We start from the raw sequence: 22,323 nt of genomic DNA, 5'->3' as shown, positions 1-22,323 counted from the left end.
CCACACCTTACGGGCGGGGTGGTGCTCGGGACGGGTTGGCGCCCGCGTTTTGTCACGGGCACGTGAACTTCGGCACTCCATGATACATCTGTAGTGGCATATGGCGACTTCTCGACACCTGCGCTCGACACAGCGAGCGGCAACAGCGCTGTCCGCCGAGCGCCTCACGGGCGTATCCCAACCGTAGGAGTGCGCTTTGCCACCTTTGACTGCCTCCCTGTCGGCAAGCGGCTCGCCGTTCGCTCCGTCTCTGACCACATCGCTCGAATCGACTCTGCCGCCGGCGCTGTGGTGGCCGTCGTGCCCGCAAAGGTCATCAAGCAGGCCGACGAGGTCACCGCGGGCAAGGTCTCCCTCGTCGACGCACTCAGGAATCTGTAGGCGAGGCCCCTAAGGCCGCCTCGCTGTCGGCAGCCCGGGGCCATGTGCCATCAGGGCACAGGACGAGTCCGGTCGCCGGAATGCGGCCGGACCCGTTGTTCGCGTGTTTTGCTGGGGGAGTCGCTGTGGCGACGAGGTTCACTGGCTTACTTTTCCTGTTCGCGCAGCCCCTTCGCCAAGGCTATGTTGGACAGTTTGAGTTCGCCATTCGTTACCGTAACAGCAAGCGAGTGGCCGAACTTCTCGCAGACGCGTGTCGTGAGTGCGGTACCGTCGAGGTAGAGGACGAGGATGTTGTCGTCAACGATGAGCTGCAGGTGGTAAGAACGCCCGGACTCGAGCCAGACTGGCCTCCAAAGCCCCTTATCCATTACGCGGAACCACTTGTAACAGGGGCTCTTGTCGAACGAGAGCCGATTCGCGTCGAGGTCGAAGCGGTATTCGTACGACTCGTCGGTCTCGAGATTCTTGTAGGCTCGAATTGAGAAGTCGCAAGCGTCCCTGAACGTCACGTCTGCCTCGAAGCAGAAGATCTCGCCTGCGTTTTCGGTGATTACGCACTCCGTTCGTTCGTGGTCTCCGCGAAGCTCGATATCCGGGACGGCATCAGGGCACTCGAACGCATCCTTTATGCTTTGGGGAGGGCGAACGCCGAGGGTGCCATTGGGGCGCTGGTACACCTCATGGGGCATAAACGAGCCACCCCAAAGCCAGTTGGCCCGGTCATCGTCGTTCTCGCGCGTGGGGACCCAGCCGGACAGAATCCTGCGCGATCCGTCGAAGGCGGTCCGTCCGGCGTAATACGCCCTCCCGTCGAAGGCGTCATCTCTCGGCTTCTCCCACGGACCGTAGAGATCGCGGCTCATGCGGTAGACGATCTTGTTCTCGTCGCTGTACTCAGAGTAGACCAGGTACCACCAATCGCCAATTTTAAAAATGTCTGGCATTTCGAACATGGTGTAGAGGCCGGGGGCCCAGAAGTCGCCCTTGAACTGCCAGTGCTCGAGGTCCTTCGACGTAAAGTGAACGAGCCTGCCAGTTTGGAGGGTTTTGGAGGGGTCGTCTCCCTTACGCGTGCCCAGTACGAGGAGGTATTCCTTCCGGTCGTCATCCCATATTACGAAAGGGTCGCGCCAGTTGCGCCCATCGTATCCTGGCTGAGGCGTGAGCTCTACTGCAACGCCCGTCTTTTTCCACGTCGCATAATCATCCGAGCAGGCCTTCGCCTGCATGAGCACCTGGGACGTTTTGCCTTCTCGCAGGTAGTTGCGGTTAAACCCGGTATAGAAAGCGCGTACCTCCCCTTTTGCCTCGTAAACGGTTCCGGCGTAGATGAACTGGTCTTGGTCGTCTTCTCCGCCGTGGGGGATCGCCGTTCCGTGTTCCTGGTACGTCACGAAGTCCTGGGTGGTCGCGAGCGACCACCCAAAGGGCTGTCCTTCGGCAAGCGGAGCGGGGTCGCGCGTGTCACGCTGGTGGTATAGATAGAACGTGCCGTCCTTGCCGAAGGGCATGACGTCTCCCACCCACACGTCCTTCGGTTGGTAGAACAGGTGCTGGTTATTGGTCGGGACTTTGCGCATGTCTCGTCCTCCTTACTGTCGCGTCTTTCCTATTCGTCTTCTTCGTCAACGTCCGGAGTAAGATCTCCGAGGTAGACGAGCTGCTCTTTGGCTTGGGTGACGACATGCCTCACCACATCGGGAGTAAGCTGTCCGGCGTGGAGCGAGAGCTCGAGGGCCACGGGAAGGTTTACGCCGGTCACTATGAACGCGCCTCGCGGAGCCGAGCAGGCTACGAGCTGGTTTACGCTGCCCTGAAGGATGTCGGTGAGAACGAGGGTCTCGTCATCTTCGGCGATGCCCTCGAATGCGCTGGCGAGCTTCTCCTCGAGCGGGGTTTCGTCTGTAAACGCGCAGACAACCCTGATGTCGTGCCCCGGTCCTATGATGGCCTTGAGCGTGTCTCCGAGTCCGGCTGCCAGGCCGTAGTGCGATGCAATGATGATGTGCCTCATAATGCGTCCTTTGTGGGTTGGTCTAGCCCTAGGCTAGGCAGCAAGAATGCCGAAAGCCGCGCACACCCACGAGATGATGAGGATGCCGAGGACAATCTTGTTGATGCTGACCTTGCGCTTGACGAGGGCGTAGACGATGGCTGTGGCTATTACGGGCAGCATGCCGACCATGATTTGGTCGAGGATGCCCGTCTGGACGTCGAGCGTGACGTCACCCATGGTGAACGTGAGACCACACGAGACCTTGATGACGGTGGGGATGAGCGCACCGACGACCATCATGCCAAGTGCCGACGTCGACTCGGTGAAAACGGACATCTTCTCGGCAAGGGTCGTGAAGAGCTTGTCGCCGAACTTATAGCCTATGCGCCAGTCAAAGAGCTTCCATACGAAGATGGCGATGGCGACGGCGAGCCAGAGAAGCACGCCGACGGGGTTTCCCGCCTGTCCCATGTAGGCGGCGATGGAGCCGAAGATGGTGGGAATGAGGATGGCGAAGATCGTATCGCCGACTCCTGAGAGGGAGCCCATGAGGCCAATCTTAAGGTCTTGGACCGCGTCGATGGCGTCATTGTGCCCCTTGTCCTCCAAGGCTAGGCCGGCGCCGAGGAGCAGGCCGCTTACCTGGGGAGTCGCATTGTAATAGCGATAGGTGCTCAGAAGTGACCTGCGGTAGCCCTCCTCGTCTCCTGCATAGATCTTGCGCAGGGCGGGTTCGGTTGCGAACATGACCGCCGGGGCACACTGGGACTCATAGTTATAGATGGACGCGCCGAGCATCCAGCGGCGGCCGCAACGGTCGAGATCGGAAACGGTGAGGACTGGCTGGTACGTTCCGTCTGCCAGGCGGGTTGGCGCTTCGTTTGCCTTGGTGGCGTTAACTTCGTTACTCATCTTCCAGACCTCCAGCGTCGAGGGCGTTTACGGACGGATTGCTGTGCGACTTGTAGTACTCGATGGCCGCGGCGGCACCGAGCAGGGCAATGGGGAGAATGCTTATCTGCAGGTAGGCGGCCAGAACGAAGCCAACGATGGCGTAGGCGATGAATTTCTTCATTGGCATGAAGGACAGAAGCATCGCAAGGCCGACGACGGGGAGGATACCGGCGGCGATGGAGAGGCCGGTCGTGAACCAGGAGGGCATGACGGAGAGGAAAGCGTTGACGGCATCGGCGCCAAAGAGCAGTACGGCAAACGTGGGGATGGCCGCCGTAAGGCCATAGAAGACCGGACCGAGGAAAAGTACGCTCTTCATCTGCGAGTACTTGCCCTCTTCGGCAAAGCGCTGCGAGGTACGCCCGAGGAAGCCGTTTGCCGTCTTGGCGATGACGTCGAGCTGAAGGCCGAGCATGCCGACTGCGATTCCGGCGGCAACGCCGACGCTCGCCTCCTGACCCGAGGTGATGGCAACGACGGCGCCAATGATGGCGGCAGTGGGATAGTCGGGGACGGAGGCTCCTCCCATGGCCGCCACGCCCAGGCTCATGAGTTGGACGATGGCGCCGACGGCGAGGCCGGTTACGGGGTCGCCGAGCGCAAGTCCGACGAACCATGCTGGCGTGACGGACATGTTCGTGAGAATTTGTCCCGCGTTCTTCTCGGCTCCGTAGATGAAGGCGATGAGTGTAACGACGGCTATCTGGATGATGGATGGTGTCATAAGTTCACTCCCTTGCTAAAGCGTGATGATGCTGGAGAGCTCTACGGGCTTGTCGGCCGGCACATAGCGAACGGTGATGTCGCAGCCGGTGCCAGCAATCGCTCGATATGCGGGCAGCTCGTCTTTGGTGACGTAGGCGCGACTGCTCACCTGGACGGCGTCTGACCCCTCTTCGGGAAAGACTGTGCCTCCGACCACGAGTGTGGGAACAACCTGGCCCGTCTGTATGACGTCGAGGATGGTCTGGGGGTCTCGCGCCACGATGAAGACCGTGTGGTCGTCGTACTTGCCCGCCCGATAGTTCGTGAGAGCCGTCTCCTTGTTGATAATGGAGAGGGCGACTCCCGAGGGCTTTGCCATCCGCATGGCGGCCTTCTTGGTCGGGTCGTTGGCGACGATGTCATCGATGACCATGAGACGCTGCGGACGGAACTCGGGTACCCACTGGGTTGCCACTATGCCGTGTAGCAGGCGGTTGTCGATGCGTGCTGCGATGATGCTCATGTGATGTTGGCTTCCTTCCTTTGCTTGCGTGACGCGTTTCGGCATGGCCTGTGCCGAAGCGCGTCATTCGTCCTGCCGGGCCGCGGACCCGTCGTTCAGCGTGGCCTGCCTGCGCGGGGCATGCCGGGAATTGATGTAGTCGTATGCGTAGGCGATCTCCGCGACGGGGACCTCCACGTGGTAATGGGCGGAAATGTCAGAGAAGCTCGTGCGGAATGCGATCGAGGTAGGCTCTGTGTCTCGGGGATGTTCATGCGGCTGGTCCTCCTTTCGCCACACACCTTACGGGCGGGGTGGTGCGCGGAACGGGTTGGCGCCAGTGTTTCGTCACGGGCGCGTGCACTTCGGCACTCCATGCTACATCTGAGTGGCATATGGCGACTTCTCGACACTCGCGCTCGACACAGCGAGCGGAAATGGCGCTGCCTGCCGAGCGCCTCGCGGGCGCATCCCGACCGCAGAAGTGAGCGCGAAGGCTCGTCGAAGTGCTGGGTGGGGGACCGGCGGTCTGGATACGCGGTTTCGTTCGGCGAAGGCGGCGAGGCGAATGGCATGGCGAACGTACGGGTTTGACGTGAACGGGTTGCCCGTGGCGGCGTGGTATCGGGAGGAGACGGTCGAGCAGGTGCTCGCGCCGCTGCTCACCCGTCTCGCGCGCTCGCATCAGGAGAAGGGGTCGCAGGCCCATCTCGGCAACCCGGTGCGCATACGCTATTGCGACCGGGACGGCCACGTGTCGCGAACGGATATCGTCCGCCAGGTGGACGTCGCGCCGCGAAATGCAGACTCGCCTCAATCGTCGGTAAGGGGTGCCGCGGGCGATACGATGGAATCCGCGGACCGCACCGCGCCGCCGAGATTGCGACGCGAACGCAGGCGATGCGCCCGAAAAACTCCTCCGCGCATGTAGGGCGAAACGCCAGATTGGAGCTCCATGAACGATTTCTCCTTCTACTCCCCCACCCGCTTTGTCTTTGGGCGAAAAGCGACCGACAAGGTTGGGGGACTCTGTCCGCCTCCGGCTACCGCTGAGCGCTCATTGTCTACGGCAGGGGTTCCGCAGTTCGCTGCGGAACGCTCGTCCGCGTGAGGGCATCGCTCGATGCCGCGGGCGTGGAGCACATCGGGCTTGGAGGGGTGCGTCCAAACCCCGAAATAGGCTTGGCACGAGAAGGCGTCGAGCTCGCACGGGCAAACGACGCCGACATCATCCTGCCCGTGGGCGGCGGCTCCGTCATGGACTGCGCGAAGGCCATCGCACTGGGGCGGTATACGACGGCGACGTATGGGACTTCTTCCGCAAGCGCGCCGTTCCCGCCGACCGCATCGACGTCGCCTGCGTGGTGACCATCCCCGCATCCGGTTCCGAGGCCTCTAACTCCTGCGTTATCAGCAACGACGAGGAGCACCTCAAATGCAGCATTAACACGGACCTCAACCGCCCGGCCATCGCCTTCCTCGACCCGGAGCTGACCTTCAGCCTGCCCGCCTGCCAGACCGCCGCGGGAGTGACCGACATGATCGCCCATATCATGGAGCGACTCTTCTCCGGCGAGCCCGCCGTGGGCGTAACCGACAACATCGCCTGCGGGCTAGTGCGCGCCGCGAGGGAGGCGGCGCCCAAGGTGATGGAGAACCCCGATGACTACGACGCCCGCGCCGAGATCATGTGGGTGGGTACGCTCGCCCATAACGCCCTGCGCGACGGCGATTGGACCTGCCGCGGCCTTGAGCACGAGCTATCCGCACTGGACACCAAGATCACGCACGGCGCCGGCCTCGCCGTCATCTTCCCCGCCTGGATGCGCTACGTATGGCGAGAGCACCCTGAGCGCTTCCTGGAGTTCAGCGCCCAGGCCCTTGGCATCGAACCCATCGATTCGGACGCGGACGAGCTCGATGTGGAGGTAACCCCCGAGCAGGCAATCGAGTACGCGGTCGAAGCGACCATCGACGAGCTGCAGGATTTCTTCGTCTCGCTGGGAATGCCGCGCGCGCTATCGGAGTTCGGAGTCACCGAGGACGATATCGAAAAGATGATTCCGGGCCTCAAGATCAACCGCGGAGAGCTCTTCGGCAGCTTCAGGAAGCTCACGCTGGACAACGCGAGAAAGATTTACCGCAGCGCACTCTAGGAAACAGATGCCAGTCCCCCACGGGCGAGCAGCACGGCGGCCCCCGCAAACCAGAAACGGCGCCGCTCCCGCGACGCCGTCATATTCCCTGGTGCCCCCGGGCGGATTCGAACCGTCGACACCCGCTTTAGGAGAGCGGTGCTCTATCCCCTGAGCTACGGAGGCATGTTGTACTAGTGTAGCAGATTTACCCCTTTGCCATGTAGCGCATGGCCACTCATCGAGAAGGCTCTATAGCGAATAGTTTCCGAGGGCAATCCTCAATATCGGAAAGAATAACCCGGAATAACGCGAAATAATGGGACAAGCTTTCCCAACTGGCCCTCAAAAGGAAAATGCATCCCGGAATGAGAACAAATTCCGGGATGCATTTTCCGCCATCTATCGCCAACGATTAGCTGTCTCTGTGGAAAAGGCTCTTGATGGCAGCGGGGATGCTCTTGGCGCCCTTGGCCGTCACATCGATAAAGTCGGGCGAACGCACGAGCTTATTCTCGTCGACGTACTTGCGGACCGCGCGAAGCGTCTCTTTGTCGTCGCGCGTCGAAAACGTAAAGTGACCGTTGTCCTTGGTGAAGATGGCAAAACGCGTAATCTTCTTGGTGCCGCGCAAAACCTCGGCGGCAATATAGTCGACCTCGTCCCACGGGATTTGAATATAATCCTCGGGATTGCGCTCGTTATAGTACTCAAACGCCTTATTGCCCACCATCACGTTACCGTGGCTGGTAAGCCCCATCAGGCAGGTTGCCGGCGTTGCCAGATCGACCGTGCTGTTCTGAGATTGCGCCATACGCGCCTCGCCCTCCAATAAAAACAATCGGACCGCATCCAGTGTACCCACCGGGTGCGGTCCGTTTCAATGGCTCAAAAGCCCTTACCTAGCAACTCTCGGTCTTAAGCCGAAGCGTGCTTACATGAAGCCGCAGAAGCGACCGATGATGCCGACGGCGAAGAGAGCCAGGATGATGACGATCGGGCTGACCTTCTTCTTGAGGAGCTTGCAGACCAGCAGGGTCAGGCACACGGCGGCAAGGCCGGGGATGAGCTGATCGAGGTTACCCTGGAGCGTGGTGACCTTCATCTGATCAAGGGCGGTAGCACCGACGGAGTTGTACATCGTCAGCGCTTCCTTGATACCCTCGGAACCGGAAGGCAGGCTAGCCCAGTCGATAAAGGCGCCAGCAGACTGCTTGACCGTGGAGACGATCGGGGTGAAGGAAATGGACACCCAGCGCTCGACCAGGGCGCCGATGATGAACATACCCAGGATGGAAGCGCCCTCGGTGACCTTGCCCATCAGACCGCCGGAGAGGTCCTTGGCGATAGAGGAGCCGACCTTGTAGCCAAACTCCTGTGTGTACCACAGGAAAGCGTAACGGATGATGTTCCACGCGAAGAAGAACAGCAACGGACCGACGATGCTGCCGGACATGGCCAGGGAAGCGCCCAGAGCGCCCAGAATCGGGCGAAGGGTGAACCAGAAGACGGGGTCACCGACGCCGGCGAGCGGGCCCATCATACCGACCTTGACGCCCTGGATGGCGACGTCATCGATCGGAGCACCGTTGGCGCGCTCCTCCTCGAGGGCGAGGGTAACGCCAATGACGGGGGCGGAAACATAGGGGTGGGTGTTATAGAACTCCAGGTGGCGCTTAAGCGCGGCAATCTGGTCATCCTTGCTGGTGTAGAGCTTCTTGATCGCAGGGATCATTGCGAAGCACCAGCCGCCGTTCTGCATACGCTCGTAGTTCCACGAGCCCTGAAGGAACTGATGACGGAAGCAAACCTTCTTACGGTCAGCCTTGGTGAGCTGAATCTTGTTCTCTGCCATATGTATCACTCCCCTCCTACTCGTAATCGTTCAGAATGTCGCCGAGCGGGTCGCCGGAGCCACCGCCCGTGCCGCCACCCTGCTTGGCCAGATCCTTAAGGCCAAGGTAGATGAGGGCAAGGGAGATGCCGATGAGGCCAAGGGCGATCAGCGTGAGCTGAGGGATGGCAGCAAGGACAAAGCCGAGGATGAAGAACGGCCAGGTCTCCTTGGTGGCCATCATGTTGATGACCATGGCGTAACCGACGGAAGCGACCATGCCGCCGCCGACGGCCATGCCGCCGGACAGCCAGTCGGGCATAGCGTTAAGCGCGTTGGTAACAGCCTCGGCCGGGATAACACACAGAAGTACTGCCGGGATGGCGATACGAAGGCCCTGCATGAGGATGGCAGCGTACTGCCAGCGCTCGATGCCGGAGAAGTCGCCCTTCTCGGCGCAACCGTCCATGGCGTGAGCGATAGCGGTAGCAATGGTACGGCAGATCATGGTCAGGAACAGACCAGCGACCGACAGCGGGACGGCGACGGCGATGGCCGCGGTAACGGCCTTGGCCGAATCAGTGGCGCCGCCGTTGAGGGCGAGCACCATGATGATCGAAGAAGCGACCGAGGCCAGAGCGGCGTCAGGCGCGACGGCGGCGCCGACGTTAGCCCAGCCAAGGGCCATCATCTGGAGCGAACCGCCCAGGAGGATGCCCTCCTGAAGGTGACCGGTTACGAGACCGATAAGCGTGCATGCCACGAGCGGCTGATGGAACTGGAACTCATCCAGAATGCCTTCCATACCGGCAAGCAACGCGACAATCGCAACAAGCAGAATAGTGATTGCAGACATGTATCGGACCCTCCTTTACTATGCTTGAGCGGCCAGTTCGGCCTTAGCTTTCTTCAACATGGCATCGAGATCCTCGGAGGCATCCGAAGGAACCTTGCGGACCTCGAACTTGACGCCCTTGGCCTTGAGGGCCTCGAGGGTCTTAACGTCGTCATCGCCCATAGCGACGGCGTTGGTGACGACGACCTTGCCCTTGGAGTGAGCCATGGAACCGATGTTGACTTCCTTGATGTCGACGCCGGCCTCGATGGCCTTGAGCAGATCCTGCGGGTTCTCGAAGAGCAGCATGGCCTTGGTGTCACCAAAACGCGTGTCCTTGACGACCTCGGCCATCTTCTTGATAGGCACGACGTTGGCATGGACTCCCGGAGGGGCAGCCTGCTCGATCATGGTCTTGCGGAGCTCGTCGTGAGCAACGCCGTCGGAAACCACGATGATGCGGTTGGGGTTGATCTGCTTGGTCCACGTGGTGGCCACCTGACCATGCAGCAGACGGGTGTCGATACGGACGTGGGCAATCTTGATGTGCCCGTCGCCGATGACCGTTCCCGGAGGGATGGCGCCTGCAGGAGCAGCGGCGGCCGCAGCCGGCTTCTTCTCCTCGGGCTCCAGAGACTCGGGCTTGACGCGCACGCCGGCCTTAGCCTCAGTCACGAGATGTTTTGCGATCGCATGTGCAGTGTTCTTTGCATCAAAGCGCTGCGAATATGCCTCGATGAGCATAGGCAGGTTGACACCGGTGACGATAGCCCAGGAATCATGGCCCTCGATGAGCCCGCTAATCTGGTTGAACGGCGTGCCGCCCCACAGATCAACGAGGAAGAGCACCTGCTCCTGGTCCTCGAAGGAAGCGATTGCTTCCTCGACCTTAGCACGGAAGTCGTCGGGGCCCATGCTCGGCTCGAGCGAGACCACGGCCACAGACGGCTGATCGCCAAAGACCATCGAGCCCGTCTGCTTGATTCCAGCTGCCAAGTCCCCGTGGCTAGCAAGAACAATACTTACCATCACATAACCTCCTTTTTGTCTACGTAATTCCTACATGACATGAAAGGAGTATACCTGTTTGGTTTGTGGAATTATAGCTAAATCCGCAAAAGGTTGGATTATTTGTTTAAACGTCTATGTTTGTTACAAATTGATTACGTTGCTGGCTTATAGCTCATTGCCTGCTAAAACGTGATTTGCTGATTGTTTTCAAAGACATATAAAGGTGCACCGTTCGTTAAGACCGCTTTTAGGTGAATCCCAATGCGTCTGCGTGCCACCATTTTGTTTAAACAGACATGACTTGACTAACCGAAGCAAATATGTTTAGAACTCTAGCCCATGTAGACATTAGATGTTAGGCGATGTGGAGAGGGTCGGCGGCGTCGACGGCATCGGGGGCGTCGGAGAGGCCGTCAGGAGCAGCGTCTGCCGGGTCCTCGTCGGGGGTCTCGATCTGCTTGATCATGACCTCCTGGCCCTGCAGCAGGTATGTCTCGCCGCTACCGCAATGGGGACAGGTCTTGCCGTGCTCGACCGTCGCATAGTCGCGGCCACATGCCTCGCAATGCGTCACGGCCTCGACGGGCTCCACAACAAGCTCCGCGCCCTGCGCGATGGGCTTTTTATCTGCCGCCCAGCGCCAAGCGTCGAGCAGCAACTCGGGAACGACGCCCGAGACCTCGCCCAGCAGCAACGTCACGCTCGAAACGCGACGCACGCCATTGGCACGCGCCACGTTCTCAACATCACGAATGATGTGATACACAATCCCGAGCTCGTGCACTATTAATCCTTTCGCCGTTCCCGTTATGGCTACTTATTTCCTACCAAATTTAATCTTGATGGCGCGCTTCAAAGCATACTTGCCCAGGCTTGGGAGCTTTTGCTCGTATTTGACCATCGTTGAGCACTCGGGGCGGTCGCGATCCAGATGGATGGCGTCAAACGCGCACTTGGTGGTGCACAGGCCACAGCCGATGCACTTGTTGGGGTCGACGATCGAGGCACCGCAGCCCAGGCAGCGGGCGGTCTCGGCGCGCACCTGCTCCTCGGTAAAGGTCTCGACGTACTCGCTAAAGGGTGCAGCCTTCTCGCGCTCGCGGTCGACATGCGCCACCTCGCGGCTCGCGTTGTCGTAGCTCTCAATCACAACATCGTCGCGGTCAAGCGCGGTGTAGCGGCGCTGGTTGCGGCCGATGGTGAGCGTGGAGCCCGGCTGCACAAAGCGATGGATGGACACGGCGGCCTCGTGACCGGCGGCGATGGCGTCGATAGCAAAGCTGGGACCGGTGTAGACGTCGCCGCCCACAAAGATGTCGGGCTCGGCGGTCTGGTACGTCTGCGGATCGGCAAGGGCACCCTGGCTGCGGCCGAGCTCCACCTTGGAGCCAGCCAGCAGGTCGCCCCACACAATGGACTGGCCAATCGACATGACGACACGGTCGGCATCGACACGGCGCAAGTCGTTCTCGTCATACTCGGGCGCAAAACGGCCCTCGTCGTCAAAGACACGCGTGCAGCGCTTAAAGGTGATACCGCACACACGACCGGCCTCGTCCAGGTGAATCTCCTTGGGGGCCCAGCCGCAGCTAATGTGCGCGCCGTCCTCAATGGCCTCGCGACGCTCCTCCTCGCTGGCAGGCATCTTGACCTCGCTCTCCGGGCAGAACATCTCAACGTGCTCGGAACCCAGACGGCAGGCGTTGCGCGCGACATCGATGGCCACGTTGCCGCCGCCCACCACGATGGTGCGCCCGGGCAGCGCGTCGATCTTGCCGCTGTTGACCTCGCGCAAAAAGTCGACGGCCACGGTCACGTCCTCGGCATCCTCGCCCGGAATACCGGCAAGGCGGCCACCCTGGCAGCCAATGGCCACGTAAAAGGCTTTAAAGCCCTGCGCGCGAAGCTCGTCGAGCGTCACATCGCGACCGACCTCCACGCCATAGCGGAACTCGGCGCCCATCAGGCGAATGACCTCGACCTCGGCCTCGATAACGTCCTTCTGCAGCTTAAAGCTGGGAATGCCGTAGGTGAGCATGCCGCCCGGGCGCTCGTTTTTCTCGAACACGACGGGCTTGTAGCCCTTCTCGGCCAGATAGAAGGCGCAGGACAGACCGGCCGGACCGGCGCCGATGATGGCGATCTTCTGGTCGAAGCCGCCGGCACGCGTCGGGGTCACCACAGGTGGGACATAGCGAGTCGCGGCATCCAGATCGCGCTGGGCGATAAACTTCTTGACCTCGTCGATGGCCACGGCCTCGTCCACGCGACCGCGGGTGCAGGCATCCTCACAGCGGCGGTTGCACACACGGCCGCAGATAGCGGGCAACGGGTTCTCGCGCTTGATGAGCGCCAACGCCTCGTCATAGCGGCCCTGCGCCGCGAGCTTCAAATAGCCCTGAACGGCAACGTGCGCGGGGCAGGCCGTCTTGCAGGGAGCGGTGCCGGACTCATGCGTCTCGATACGGTTGTCGTTGCGGTAGTTGGGCGACCACTTGGTGTGGTCCCACTTGGTGGCATCGGGCAGCTCCTGGCGCGGATACTCGGGCACCTGTCCGCCAGCCTTTTTGCTACAGAGCTTCTGGCCCAGTTTGGCGGCGCCGGCCGGACACACCTCAACGCAGCGACCGCAGGCCACGCACTTGTCCTTCTCGACCTTGGCGACGTAGGCCGAGCGCGACAGGTTGGGCGTGTTGAACAGCTGCGAAGTGCGCAGGGCGTAGCACACGTTGACGTTGCAGTTGCAGATGGCGAAGATTTTGTTCTCACCGTCGATGTTGGTGATCTGGTGCACAAAGCCGTTGTCCTCGGCCTGGCGCAGGATGTCGTAGACCTCCTCGCGCGTCACATAATGGCCGCGGTCGGTCTCGACCACGTAGTCGGCCATATCGCCCACGGCGATGCACCAATCGGCCGGGTCGTCGGCGCAGCCCTCTCCCATCACGCGACGGCTCGCGCGGCAGCTGCAGGTGCTAGCGGCATACTTACCTTCGTATTTGTCGAGCCAATGCTCGATATGCTCGATCGGCACCGAGGTGCTCGCAGCATCGATGGCCTTCTCGACCGGAATGACATGCATGCCGATGCCGGCACCGCCGGGCGGCACCATCGGCGTGGCCTTGGACAGCGGTCCCTTGGACGCCTGCTCAAAGAACTTGGCATAGACCGGATGCTCCTCGAGCTGGCTCACGCGCATGTTGAGGAACTCGGCGGAACCCGGCACCAGCATGGGCAGCACCCACTGCTTGGCGCGCTCGGGGTTTTCCCAGTTGTACTCGAGCAGACCCGTGTAGCTCATGTCGTCGAGCATTTTTTCGATATCGGCCTCGGGCATGCCGGTGAGCTTGACCATCTCGGGCAGCGTATAGGGACGGCGCATCTTCATCTTGCAGAGCACTTCGGCCTGCTCGTCGGTTGCGGCCTCGGCAAACGACCAGTACTCGTAGCCCAGCAGCTCGTCGCGGTGCAGCAGGCGGTTGGTGCAGTGCTCACACAGTTTGACGATGGCCTCGCGCGGATGCTCCGGTATCGGCGGCACGAACTCCGCGCCGATATCGGGCTCGGTATAGCTAATCCCCGGTCCGCTGAGAATCATAGTCGTCCCTTCTCTTGCCACAGCCCGGCGAGACCGCGGCGCCCCTCTTTGTACGGGTTCGACATGCCCCCATGCCGTTCACCCGCTATTGTTGACATTGTGTCAAAAACAGTATTGACGAACCGTCAACAATATTCAAGACTGTTAGGCGAACGGTCAGGCAAAAGAGGATGAAAGGCGGCAAAACATGGGCAACAACGCAGCAGATATCTCTGTGGTCGATGCCGTCCCCGCATCCGATAGCGCGGCAAAACGCCTGACGGGCGACGAGCGCCGTCGCGAGATCCTCGCCGCTGTGCGCGCCGTGAGCGCCGAGCTTGGTGTGTCCCATCTTTCGGTATCGGCCGTGACCAAGCGGGCTGGCTGCGCGCGTTCGCTGTTCTACCACTACTTTGCCGATATGGATGCCGCCGTCACCGCCGTTATGGACGAGGCAATCGACGGCTTTATCGCCGAGCTCGAGCAGTGGAACGCCAGCCGCACGGTTGGCGACATCGAAGGCGCACTCGACACCGTTGCTCCGCTCTTTAAGCGCCTGGTCGTGAGCGGCCACGAGTTGCCGAGCACGCTCACCTCGAGCAGCGGCGCGCTCTACGGCGGCTTTTTGCACAACGTGGTCCAGCGCGTGGCGCAGTATATCTGCGATACCACCGTGGTGGATTTTGTCGCCCATCACGAGCTACGCATCGACCATGTCTACGAGACGTTCTACACCCTCATCATGGGGCTGCTGATGTATATCCGCACGCACCCCGATGTGCCCGACGAGACAGTCAAGGAAATCATCGCCTCGACGCTCCATATCGAGGGCTATACCGCCAAGTATCAGGAGCGCAAGCCCCAGAACTGACGACATTTGGCCAAACTGCCCGCGATCAGAAGAGGGGCCGCGGGCTTGTGAAAGGAGAGCAGCATGCTGTTCGATGTTTAGGGTAGCAATACCCTTATCCACTGGGCCGGCTGGGCCATGGTCTTTATTGGCCTGATCGTGCTCAACGAGGTCGGCCGCCGCACCAAGCTGGGCGCGGCCATCATCTTTGGCGTGGCTCCGCTGGCCATGACCATCTACTGCGTCGCTATCGCCATCGGCGTCTCACAGGGTGCCGAGTGGGCGCTCACCAACCCCACCCATGTGTACCAGAACAGCTGGTTCCACTACGCCAAGGTATACGCGGCGCTGGCCGGTTGCTGGGGCTTCATTGCCATTAAGTACCAGTGGGGCAAGATCGGCAAGGCGCATTGGTTCCGCGCGTGGCCGTTTGTGATCGTCGCCATCAACATCATGATCGCCGTCGTGTCCGACTTTGAGAGCGCCTATCACTTCTTTGTCCTGGGCGAGTCCACCTGGGTCACCTCCGAGGGCGCCACGCAGCTCGCCGGCTGGAACAACGTGTTCAACGGCATCGCCGGTATCATCAACATCTTCTGCATGACCGGTTGGTGGAGTGTCTACGCCTCTGAGGACAAGACCGACATGCTGTGGCCCGACATGACCTGGGTCTACATCATCGCCTACGATATCTGGAACTTCTGCTACACCTACAACTGCTTGCCCACCCACTCCTGGTTCTGCGGCTTTGCACTGCTGCTGGCGCCCACCGTCGCCGCCTTTATCTGGAACAAGGGCGGCTGGATCCAGAACCGTGCCTTTACGCTGGCTATTTGGTGCATGTTTGCCCAGGTATTCCCGTACTTCCAGGAGGAGTCCATCTTTGTGACCCACTCCACGCTCGACCCCGGCGCCGCTACCGCGGTCTCGATCGCCGCGCTGGTCGCCAACGTCGCCGCGATCATCTACATCGTCTACCGTGCCAAGAAGCTCGGCCGCAATCCCTACAAGCAGGACGTCTTTGAGGGCACCAGCGACTGGGAGAAGGCCACCGCTCGCCGCGCCAAGGTTGATTACGCGCACGCTGAGTAACGCGCCTGACGCAAACATCGCTTGAGTACGAAGCCGCATAACCGGCTCCGCGCAACTCAACGCATTGCAGGGCCCCCGGAATGTGATTCGTTCACGTTCCGGGGGCTTTTTGCTGCCGCGAGGATGCGGCTAAACGATGCACTCGGGTTAAATCGGATCTTATATTTCGCATGCGCTTTATATGGCTCCATTTTTGGGTACAGTGTTGTCCCGATATTGAGCTTGGGGGATATATGAAAGATGAGACGATGGGCCAAGAGGATGCGGCCCAAGATGCAGAAGCGTGTGCCGAGGCCCTGGAGAGCCTTGACCAGATTGCACTGGCCGAGATTGCGTTTGACGATTCGAGCGTTGATGTGCGAGATGAGCCGGAAATCGAAGCGCAGCCCGATGATCAGGATGCAAAAGACGATGGCGCCGCGCCCACCGAAGACGAGGCGGGGCACGAGGAATCCGAATGCGAGGCCGACGACCAGCCCGAATCCGACACGAGCGAGGAAACCATCTTGCTCGACAGCTTGCCCGCCGAAGATTCGCTGACCCGCGAGCTCCCTGGCTTAGGCTCTGCGCCTGCCGTAGACGAGACCATCGCCATGGGCGATATTCCCCTGCCGTCCGTTCCCTCGGCACGCGAGGCCGAGGTTCGCCATCGCAAGATGTCGCCCAGGCGACGCAACCTGATGGTGGCAGGCGTTGTTGCCATCGCGCTCGTCGCCGGCGGCGCGGGCTATGCGGCTTGGAACGGATACCAGCAAGAGCGGGCCGCCGTGGTTGCCGCAAACGCCCATACCATGATGTCGGTGCAAATTGGCGTACATGCCGCGGGGCTCGACTGCTCCACCGGCTCAAAGATCCCCGTGCAGGTGAGTGGCCAGGACTCCGACGGCTCTTCTGTGAGCGAAACGCTCTACGTTGACGAGCACGGTCGCGGCATTAAGCTGCTGCCCGGCGATTACACGCTCTCCATTGCTGGATCCCCCATCGCGGAAGACGGCACCATCTACACCGTCCCGACCACCAAGGCGCAGGTCACCATTAAGAGCGATGGGCAGGATCTGCGCGCTCAAGCCACCTTTAAGCTCAAGGTACCTTCGGCCGACACGGTGACTGACGACCAGATCGATGCCGCCGCCAAGTATGCCGAGGAAGGGGGCGCAAGCTCTGCCGCCGCGGCAAAGATACTCCAGCAGGCGGCAATTACGCGCCGCGATGCCGCCGCCAACGCCGTAAGCGCAAGCGAGGCTCAGTCCGCCCGCGATGCCGACGCTCGGCACAAGGCGACGAACCTGTATCAGCTCGATATTCCGGTTGAGTGGTATGGCAAGGTCGCAACCTGGCAAAACGGCAGCACGCTGTGCATTTATCTGGACAGCGACACCAACACACCGCTCGTGACGCTTGTCGCAGTGCGCGACGGCGAGACCTTTACCCCCGATGACGGCGATACGGTTTTGGGCACGGTCAGCCTGGGCAACGGCTACACCGTCTACGCCAGCGGCCCTGTCTATCCGTACGTGATTCCGCAAACCATCAACGGGCGCACGCAGAACCCCGTGTCGACCTACCCCATGGACACGGCGATTGAGCTTGTCGAGCTCACGACCGGCAACCGCTACACATACAGCCAGATCAAAAACGACCTGGTCGGTAAAGACGGCAAGGCCGATGGTGCCACTAAGCTCGAAACCGACTACCTCGCGCAGATCCTGCTGCCGAGTATCAAAGCCCAGGACTAGCCTGGCGCAGCAAGGTGCTCCCCAACCGTGATGAAGGAGCCAGGAGGTCCTGACCCCACAGGCCCATAGATGATTAGGCAAGGAGCCACTTCCATGCGGGCATAACGTGTACCACACCGTGCTCGCATGGAATATCGGTCTGTTCATCCATGGTAACGATTGCCGACTCGCCAAGATCAAACTGGGCCATCGAGGCATCAAGCGCGGCGATTTCGCGCTCGCGCGTTTTCTCACTTGCCATATCCGCACTCACCTGAATCAGGCTATAAGCCCGCATGAGAAGCGCATCCCCAGCCACAAAGTCCACCTCATGGCTTTTGCTCTTCTCTTTGATTAGCAGGCGGCAGACCGAGCCGGTCCTCACCGCGGGAGTCCTTCTTCTTAGCGCATTGAACACTGCGGTCTCGAGCCTCTGGCCCTGGTCCAATGCCGATGCGGGAGAGAATGCTCCAAACATCGCAGGGTCGACAGCGTAGACCTTAGACGCAGACCGCATGTTATTTGCCAGTGAACGCGTGAACTCCGGCACAGAAAATAACAGGTAGGCGTCCTCATAATACTCAAGTAAGTCGCTGAGCGAATTACGACTGACGGGTATCTGTCTGCTCTTGAACTCGTTGTACACTTTGTTCACTGACAGCTCTCGTCCCGAAGATGCCATACACCGCGTCAAGAACAGCGATGCCAGGCGAGGGTTCTTGACGTCGTAACGTTCAACGACGTCCATGGCGACCGTTCGCGAAGCATATTCCTGTAGCAGCTGAATCGCGTCTGCAGGCGTCTGCTCAAGTGTCGCGATGAATCCCCCTCGTTCAAGATACCCGATCAGATGATGTCGAAGCAGCGCTGCATCGCTCGGGGAAAAGGTCGCATCTGACTCGAGAACGCTCCCCGTCTTATATCGAACGTATTCCGAAAAACTCAACGGAAAAAGCTCTCGCACAAGAGAACGACCCCTGAACTCGCTCTTAAGTTCTGAGGACAGCATCTTAGAAGAAGATCCCGTCACATAGACGGTCGCTTTCTCCGTATCGACTACACGCCGCAGAAACGCACCCCATTCGGGAATTTCCTGGATCTCGTCAAAGAAAATGTAAGCGCCCTCGGTTCGAGCAACAGGATACAGCGCATAGAACGTGTCGAGCACGTCCGCCAGCAGCGATGGCTCATACGGGCGCAAGCGCTCATCCTCAAAATTGAAGTAAAGCATCCGGTCAAGCTCGACGCCCCGGCTCTGAAGCCGCCGCATCTCCTGATACAGGCGATACGTCTTTCCACAACGGCGGGCCCCCACAATCACATTTACGATGTTGTCGCGCTTTGGCTCCTGTGGGTTTCCTAGATCAAGGTCTCGCTCAAAGACCTGCGGAACCCCCTGCTGTTCAAAGTCCTTTATTTTCTGGGCGATCAAGTCGTTGAATGCCATGATTCTCCAATCTTGCTCTCTAGCTAATCAAAATTATAGCGATTCTTGATTAATTAGAGATCAAGATTATGTCTGACTTGATTAACACTTAAGCAAGTTTTTTCACTATTACTGCTCGAAGGATGCCGAGTGGCTGAGAGGGCAACCAAGCTCGAATGCGACTCCCTGGACAGTCGATTTGGGACGGGACTTTTTTGACTACCCCGTCCCAGGAAATCATCGCCAAATTAGCTACTTGATGCAACTAGCGCCAGGGGTCGGCTTCGAACAGCGGCTCGCGCTCGGGGCGGCGATCGCTGTAGGGATCGTAGCCGTCATCGTCCTCGTTCTCGGCACGGATGTAGGGGTCGCGCGGCTTGGGCGCCGGCTTAGGCACAGGCTTGGGTGCGGCGGGTGCGGCATCGGTCGCCGGCGCGCTTGTCTTGATCTCGTCTTTCATCTGCATAGCTCCTCGCATCGCATCCGTTCAATATCATCGATTGTCGCACGAAAAAGGGCGGCGGACCCAATTGGATCCGCCGCCCTTGGCGTTTAGAGACGGCTGGTAGATTTTAAGGCATGGCCCAAAACCTACTCGGCGTCGGGGACCTCGTAGGTGGCCGCCGGCGTGTTGTCGCACACGACGGTAAAGCCGCCGTCCTTGTCGGCATCGACCGTCACCTGATCGCCCTCGCGCACCGTGCCGTCGATGATAGCGGCGGCGATGGCATCCACGACCTCGCGCTGAACCAGGCGCTTGAGCGGACGGGCACCGAACACGGGGTCCAGGCCACCCACGGCGAGCATCTGCTTGGCCGCCGGGGTGATGGCAAGCGTCATGCGCTCCTTGGCCAGGCGTGCGCGAACGTCGGCAAGCTGGATGTCGACAATCTTCTCGATCTGCGCCATGCCGAGCGGATGGAACACCACGATATCGTCGATACGGTTGAGGAACTCGGGGCGGAAGGTCTGAGCCATGGCGGCGTCGACCTGATGGCGCATCTCCTCCTCGTCCTTACCGGACAGATCGGCGATGGCCTTGGAGCCCACGTTGGACGTCATGATGATAATCGTGTTCTTGAAGGACACCTGGCGACCCTGGCCATCGGTCAGACGGCCGTCGTCGAGCACCTGCAGCAGCACGTTGAAGACATCAGGATGAGCCTTCTCCATCTCGTCGAGCAAGATCACGGAGTACGGACGACGGCGCACGGCCTCAGTGAGCTGGCCGCCCTCGTCGTAACCCACGTATCCTGGGGGCGCACCGATCAGACGCTGGACGCTGAACTTCTCCATGTACTCGGACATGTCGATACGCACGAGCGCGCGCTCGTCGTCGAACAGGCACTCGGCAAGTGCCTTGGCGAGCTCGGTCTTGCCCACGCCGGTGGGGCCCAGGAAGAAGAAGCTGCCGATGGGCTTGTCCGGATCGGAGAGGCCCGCACGGCTGCGGCGCACAGCCGCGGCGACGGCGGAGACGGCCTCGTCCTGGCCGATGACGCGCTTATGCAGCTCACCCTCCAGGCCCTTCAGCTTGTCGAGCTCGCCCTGCATCATCTTGGACACGGGCACGCCGGTCCAGGCACTCACGACCTCGGCGATCTCATCGGAGGTCACCTGCTCGTTGAGACCCTCGCCGTCCTTCTGCTTTTGTGCCTCGAGCGCAGCCTCGGAATCCTGAATCTGCTGCTGCAGACCCGGAATCACGGAGTAGCGCAGCTCGGACGCACGGCCCAGGTCGCCGTTGCGCGTCGCGCGCTCCTCTTCGCTTCTGGCCTCGTCGAGCTGTCCCTTAAGCTCCTGCACGTGGTCGATGGCGTTCTTCTGGTTGAGCCAGCCGGCCTTTTGCACGTTGAGCTTTTCTTGGACCTCGGCGATCTCTTGGCGCAGGGCCTCCAGACGCTCCTTGGAGGCGTCGTCGGTCTCCTTCATGAGCGCCTGCTCCTCGATCTGCAGCTGGGTGAGCTGACGCGTGGTGGCGTCAATCTCGACCGGCATGCTGTCGAGTTCCATGCGCAGGCGGCTTGCGGCCTCATCGACCAGGTCGATGGCCTTGTCGGGCAGAAAGCGGTCGGCGATATAGCGATCGGAGAGGTCAGCAGCGGCCACGAGCGCGCTATCGGTGATGTGCACACCGTGGAAGATCTCGTACTTCTCCTTGAGGCCACGCAGGATCGAGATGGTGTCCTCGACGGTAGGCTCGCTCACCATAACGGTCTGGAAACGACGGGCGAGCGCCGCGTCCTTCTCGATGTACTTGCGATACTCGTCGAGCGTGGTCGCGCCGATCGCGTGCAAGTCGCCACGGGCAAGCGCCGGCTTGAGGATGTTGCCGGCGTCCATGGAGCCCTCGGTGGCACCAGCGCCCACGATGGTGTGGAGCTCATCGATGAACAGGATGACCTTGCCTTCGGACTTCTGTACCTCCTTGAGCACAGCCTTCAAGCGGTCCTCGAACTCGCCGCGGTACTTAGCGCCGGCGACCAGCGCGCTCATGTCGAGCTCGATAAGGTCGCGGTCGCGCAGGGTACTCGGCACGTCGCCGGCCACGATACGCTGGGCGATGCCCTCGACGATGGCCGTCTTGCCGACACCCGGCTCGCCGATGAGCACGGGGTTGTTCTTGGTGCGGCGGGACAGGACCTGAATGGTGCGACGGATCTCGTCGGTACGGCCAATGACCGGGTCGAGCTTGCCGGCGCGGGCAAGGTCGCAGATATTGCGGCCGTACTGTTCCAGCGCCTCAAACTGGGTCTTGTCCTCGGCGGACGTCACGCGGTCATCGCCGCGCAGCTCCTCGTAGACCTGCTCGATGCGCTCCTTGGTGACGCCGGCGTCGCGCAGCACACGGCCCGCCTCGCCCTTGTCCTCGGCAAGCGCCATCAGCAGATGCTCGGTCACCACAAAGCTGTCGCCCATCTTGGTGGCCTTCTTCTCGGCCTTCTCGATGACGCGGACGAGCTCGTTGGACAGGCCCATCTGCTGACCCTCGCCCGAAACCTTGGGCGCGCGGTCGACGGCATCCTGCGTGGAGCGTGCGAGCTGGGCCGGATCAGCGCCGATGCGCTCGATGATCACGGAGATATTGCGCTCGCCGGCACCGAGCAGGGCAGACAGCAGGTGAATCGGCTCCACCGCGCCGGCCTGCGCATCGGCAGCCGTGCTCATGGCGGTCTGCAACGCCTCGCGCGACGTCATTGCTAGCTTATCGATTCTCATGGAATCACCTCTCTTGGGGCGGCCGCCCTACGGGGCGGCTTCACGTTGTTCGAGAAGTATTGTTGCCAGCTTTGTGCGATCTTATACATAA

21 protein-coding genes and 1 tRNA gene are annotated in these 22,323 nt (G+C 60.7%); 7 read left to right on the top strand and 15 right to left on the bottom strand.

Features of this window, described 5'->3' with window-relative positions:
* Positions 1 to 93 precede the first annotated feature (93 nt).
* Positions 94 to 381 carry a hypothetical protein gene (locus NBH09_RS03120; protein WP_199574332.1) on the top strand — a complete coding sequence of 96 codons (288 nt, stop codon included), beginning with the start codon at positions 94 to 96 and terminating at the stop codon, positions 379 to 381.
* A gap of 146 nt (positions 382 to 527) precedes the next feature.
* Here the strand turns inward: NBH09_RS03120 and NBH09_RS03115 are convergent, their stop codons facing one another.
* From NBH09_RS03115 to NBH09_RS03095, 5 genes are read right to left on the bottom strand one after another with little or no spacing between them, the layout of a single operon-like run.
* Positions 528 to 1,964 (bottom strand): family 43 glycosylhydrolase, encoded by a 1,437-nt coding sequence (locus tag NBH09_RS03115; protein ID WP_118080243.1) that lies wholly within the window; start codon positions 1,962 to 1,964, stop codon positions 528 to 530.
* Between the two features lie 29 nt (positions 1,965 to 1,993).
* Complete coding sequence (locus tag NBH09_RS03110) at positions 1,994 to 2,398, bottom strand: PTS sugar transporter subunit IIA (RefSeq protein WP_118080241.1); 405 nt, start codon at positions 2,396 to 2,398, stop codon at positions 1,994 to 1,996.
* A gap of 33 nt (positions 2,399 to 2,431) precedes the next feature.
* Positions 2,432 to 3,292 carry a PTS system mannose/fructose/sorbose family transporter subunit IID gene (locus tag NBH09_RS03105; protein WP_118080239.1) on the bottom strand — a complete coding sequence of 287 codons (861 nt, stop codon included), beginning with the start codon at positions 3,290 to 3,292 and terminating at the stop codon, positions 2,432 to 2,434.
* Entirely contained in the window at positions 3,285 to 4,058 is a 774-nt protein-coding gene (locus NBH09_RS03100) for a PTS mannose/fructose/sorbose/N-acetylgalactosamine transporter subunit IIC (protein WP_118080237.1), read from the bottom strand. The genes NBH09_RS03105 and NBH09_RS03100 overlap by 8 nt, the downstream gene beginning before the upstream one ends.
* A gap of 15 nt (positions 4,059 to 4,073) precedes the next feature.
* Positions 4,074 to 4,562, bottom strand: coding sequence for a PTS sugar transporter subunit IIB (locus tag NBH09_RS03095; RefSeq protein ID WP_118080235.1), 489 nt, complete (start codon positions 4,560 to 4,562; stop codon positions 4,074 to 4,076).
* Positions 4,563 to 5,109: 547 nt separating this feature from the next.
* On the opposite strand from NBH09_RS03095, the gene NBH09_RS03090 reads away from it, so the two are divergent.
* From NBH09_RS03090 to NBH09_RS03085, 3 genes are all read left to right on the top strand, one after another.
* Positions 5,110 to 5,472 carry a hypothetical protein gene (locus NBH09_RS03090; protein ID WP_250787025.1) on the top strand — a complete coding sequence of 121 codons (363 nt, stop codon included), beginning with the start codon at positions 5,110 to 5,112 and terminating at the stop codon, positions 5,470 to 5,472.
* 176 nt (positions 5,473 to 5,648) lie between these two features.
* Positions 5,649 to 5,909 carry an iron-containing alcohol dehydrogenase gene (locus NBH09_RS10090; RefSeq protein WP_308196324.1) on the top strand — a complete coding sequence of 87 codons (261 nt, stop codon included), beginning with the start codon at positions 5,649 to 5,651 and terminating at the stop codon, positions 5,907 to 5,909.
* Positions 5,903 to 6,697 (top strand): hypothetical protein, encoded by a 795-nt coding sequence (locus NBH09_RS03085; protein ID WP_420482012.1) that lies wholly within the window; start codon positions 5,903 to 5,905, stop codon positions 6,695 to 6,697. Before NBH09_RS10090 ends, NBH09_RS03085 begins: the two co-directional genes overlap by 7 nt.
* An 89-nt stretch (positions 6,698 to 6,786) precedes the next feature.
* Here NBH09_RS03085 and NBH09_RS03080 read toward each other — a convergent pair.
* The 7 genes from NBH09_RS03080 to NBH09_RS03050 form a co-directional block, all read right to left on the bottom strand.
* Positions 6,787 to 6,862: transfer RNA gene (locus NBH09_RS03080), tRNA-Arg, on the bottom strand.
* A 229-nt stretch (positions 6,863 to 7,091) separates the two neighbouring features.
* Positions 7,092 to 7,490 carry a DUF956 family protein gene (locus tag NBH09_RS03075; RefSeq protein ID WP_118080233.1) on the bottom strand — a complete coding sequence of 133 codons (399 nt, stop codon included), beginning with the start codon at positions 7,488 to 7,490 and terminating at the stop codon, positions 7,092 to 7,094.
* 120 nt (positions 7,491 to 7,610) lie between these two features.
* The gene (locus NBH09_RS03070) at positions 7,611 to 8,531 is read right to left on the bottom strand and encodes a PTS system mannose/fructose/sorbose family transporter subunit IID (protein ID WP_035136639.1); all 921 of its coding nucleotides are present in this window, start codon (positions 8,529 to 8,531) and stop codon (positions 7,611 to 7,613) included.
* Between the two features lie 16 nt (positions 8,532 to 8,547).
* On the bottom strand, positions 8,548 to 9,366 hold the full coding sequence (locus tag NBH09_RS03065; protein WP_035136637.1) for a PTS mannose/fructose/sorbose transporter subunit IIC: 819 nt from the start codon (positions 9,364 to 9,366) through the stop codon (positions 8,548 to 8,550).
* An 18-nt stretch (positions 9,367 to 9,384) separates the two neighbouring features.
* On the bottom strand, positions 9,385 to 10,374 hold the full coding sequence (locus NBH09_RS03060) for a PTS sugar transporter subunit IIB (RefSeq protein WP_055250789.1): 990 nt from the start codon (positions 10,372 to 10,374) through the stop codon (positions 9,385 to 9,387).
* Between the two features lie 337 nt (positions 10,375 to 10,711).
* Entirely contained in the window at positions 10,712 to 11,140 is a 429-nt protein-coding gene (locus NBH09_RS03055; RefSeq protein ID WP_250787024.1) for a hydrogenase maturation nickel metallochaperone HypA/HybF, read from the bottom strand.
* A gap of 33 nt (positions 11,141 to 11,173) precedes the next feature.
* Positions 11,174 to 13,951: an FAD-dependent oxidoreductase gene (locus tag NBH09_RS03050; protein ID WP_250787023.1), complete on the bottom strand. Its 2,778-nt coding sequence runs from the start codon at positions 13,949 to 13,951 to the stop codon at positions 11,174 to 11,176.
* Between the two features lie 187 nt (positions 13,952 to 14,138).
* Between NBH09_RS03050 and NBH09_RS03045 the strand changes: the two genes are divergently transcribed.
* From NBH09_RS03045 to NBH09_RS03035, 3 genes are all read left to right on the top strand, one after another.
* Positions 14,139 to 14,801: a TetR/AcrR family transcriptional regulator gene (locus NBH09_RS03045; RefSeq protein WP_117773733.1), complete on the top strand. Its 663-nt coding sequence runs from the start codon at positions 14,139 to 14,141 to the stop codon at positions 14,799 to 14,801.
* A 96-nt stretch (positions 14,802 to 14,897) separates the two neighbouring features.
* Positions 14,898 to 15,872 (top strand): DUF5692 family protein, encoded by a 975-nt coding sequence (locus NBH09_RS03040; protein ID WP_255413080.1) that lies wholly within the window; start codon positions 14,898 to 14,900, stop codon positions 15,870 to 15,872.
* A gap of 233 nt (positions 15,873 to 16,105) precedes the next feature.
* On the top strand, positions 16,106 to 17,608 hold the full coding sequence (locus tag NBH09_RS03035; RefSeq protein WP_250787022.1) for a hypothetical protein: 1,503 nt from the start codon (positions 16,106 to 16,108) through the stop codon (positions 17,606 to 17,608).
* Between the two features lie 73 nt (positions 17,609 to 17,681).
* Here NBH09_RS03035 and NBH09_RS03030 read toward each other — a convergent pair whose 3' ends face one another.
* The 3 genes from NBH09_RS03030 to clpB form a co-directional block, all read right to left on the bottom strand.
* Positions 17,682 to 19,034 carry an ATP-binding protein gene (locus NBH09_RS03030; protein ID WP_117770272.1) on the bottom strand — a complete coding sequence of 451 codons (1,353 nt, stop codon included), beginning with the start codon at positions 19,032 to 19,034 and terminating at the stop codon, positions 17,682 to 17,684.
* A 244-nt stretch (positions 19,035 to 19,278) separates the two neighbouring features.
* A complete protein-coding gene (locus NBH09_RS03025; protein ID WP_226790497.1) occupies positions 19,279 to 19,473 on the bottom strand; it encodes a hypothetical protein in 195 nt (64 codons plus the stop codon).
* 131 nt (positions 19,474 to 19,604) lie between these two features.
* Positions 19,605 to 22,232, bottom strand: coding sequence for an ATP-dependent chaperone ClpB (clpB, locus tag NBH09_RS03020; RefSeq protein ID WP_117770270.1), 2,628 nt, complete (start codon positions 22,230 to 22,232; stop codon positions 19,605 to 19,607).
* Positions 22,233 to 22,323: the final 91 nt, after the last annotated feature.

The organism is Collinsella sp. BG-O-102 (assembly GCF_023656745.1).
In the GTDB taxonomy this organism is placed as follows: domain Bacteria; phylum Actinomycetota; class Coriobacteriia; order Coriobacteriales; family Coriobacteriaceae; genus Collinsella.
Note: the sequence above shows the minus strand (reverse complement) of the source record. Positions and strands in the feature narration are given on the sequence as shown.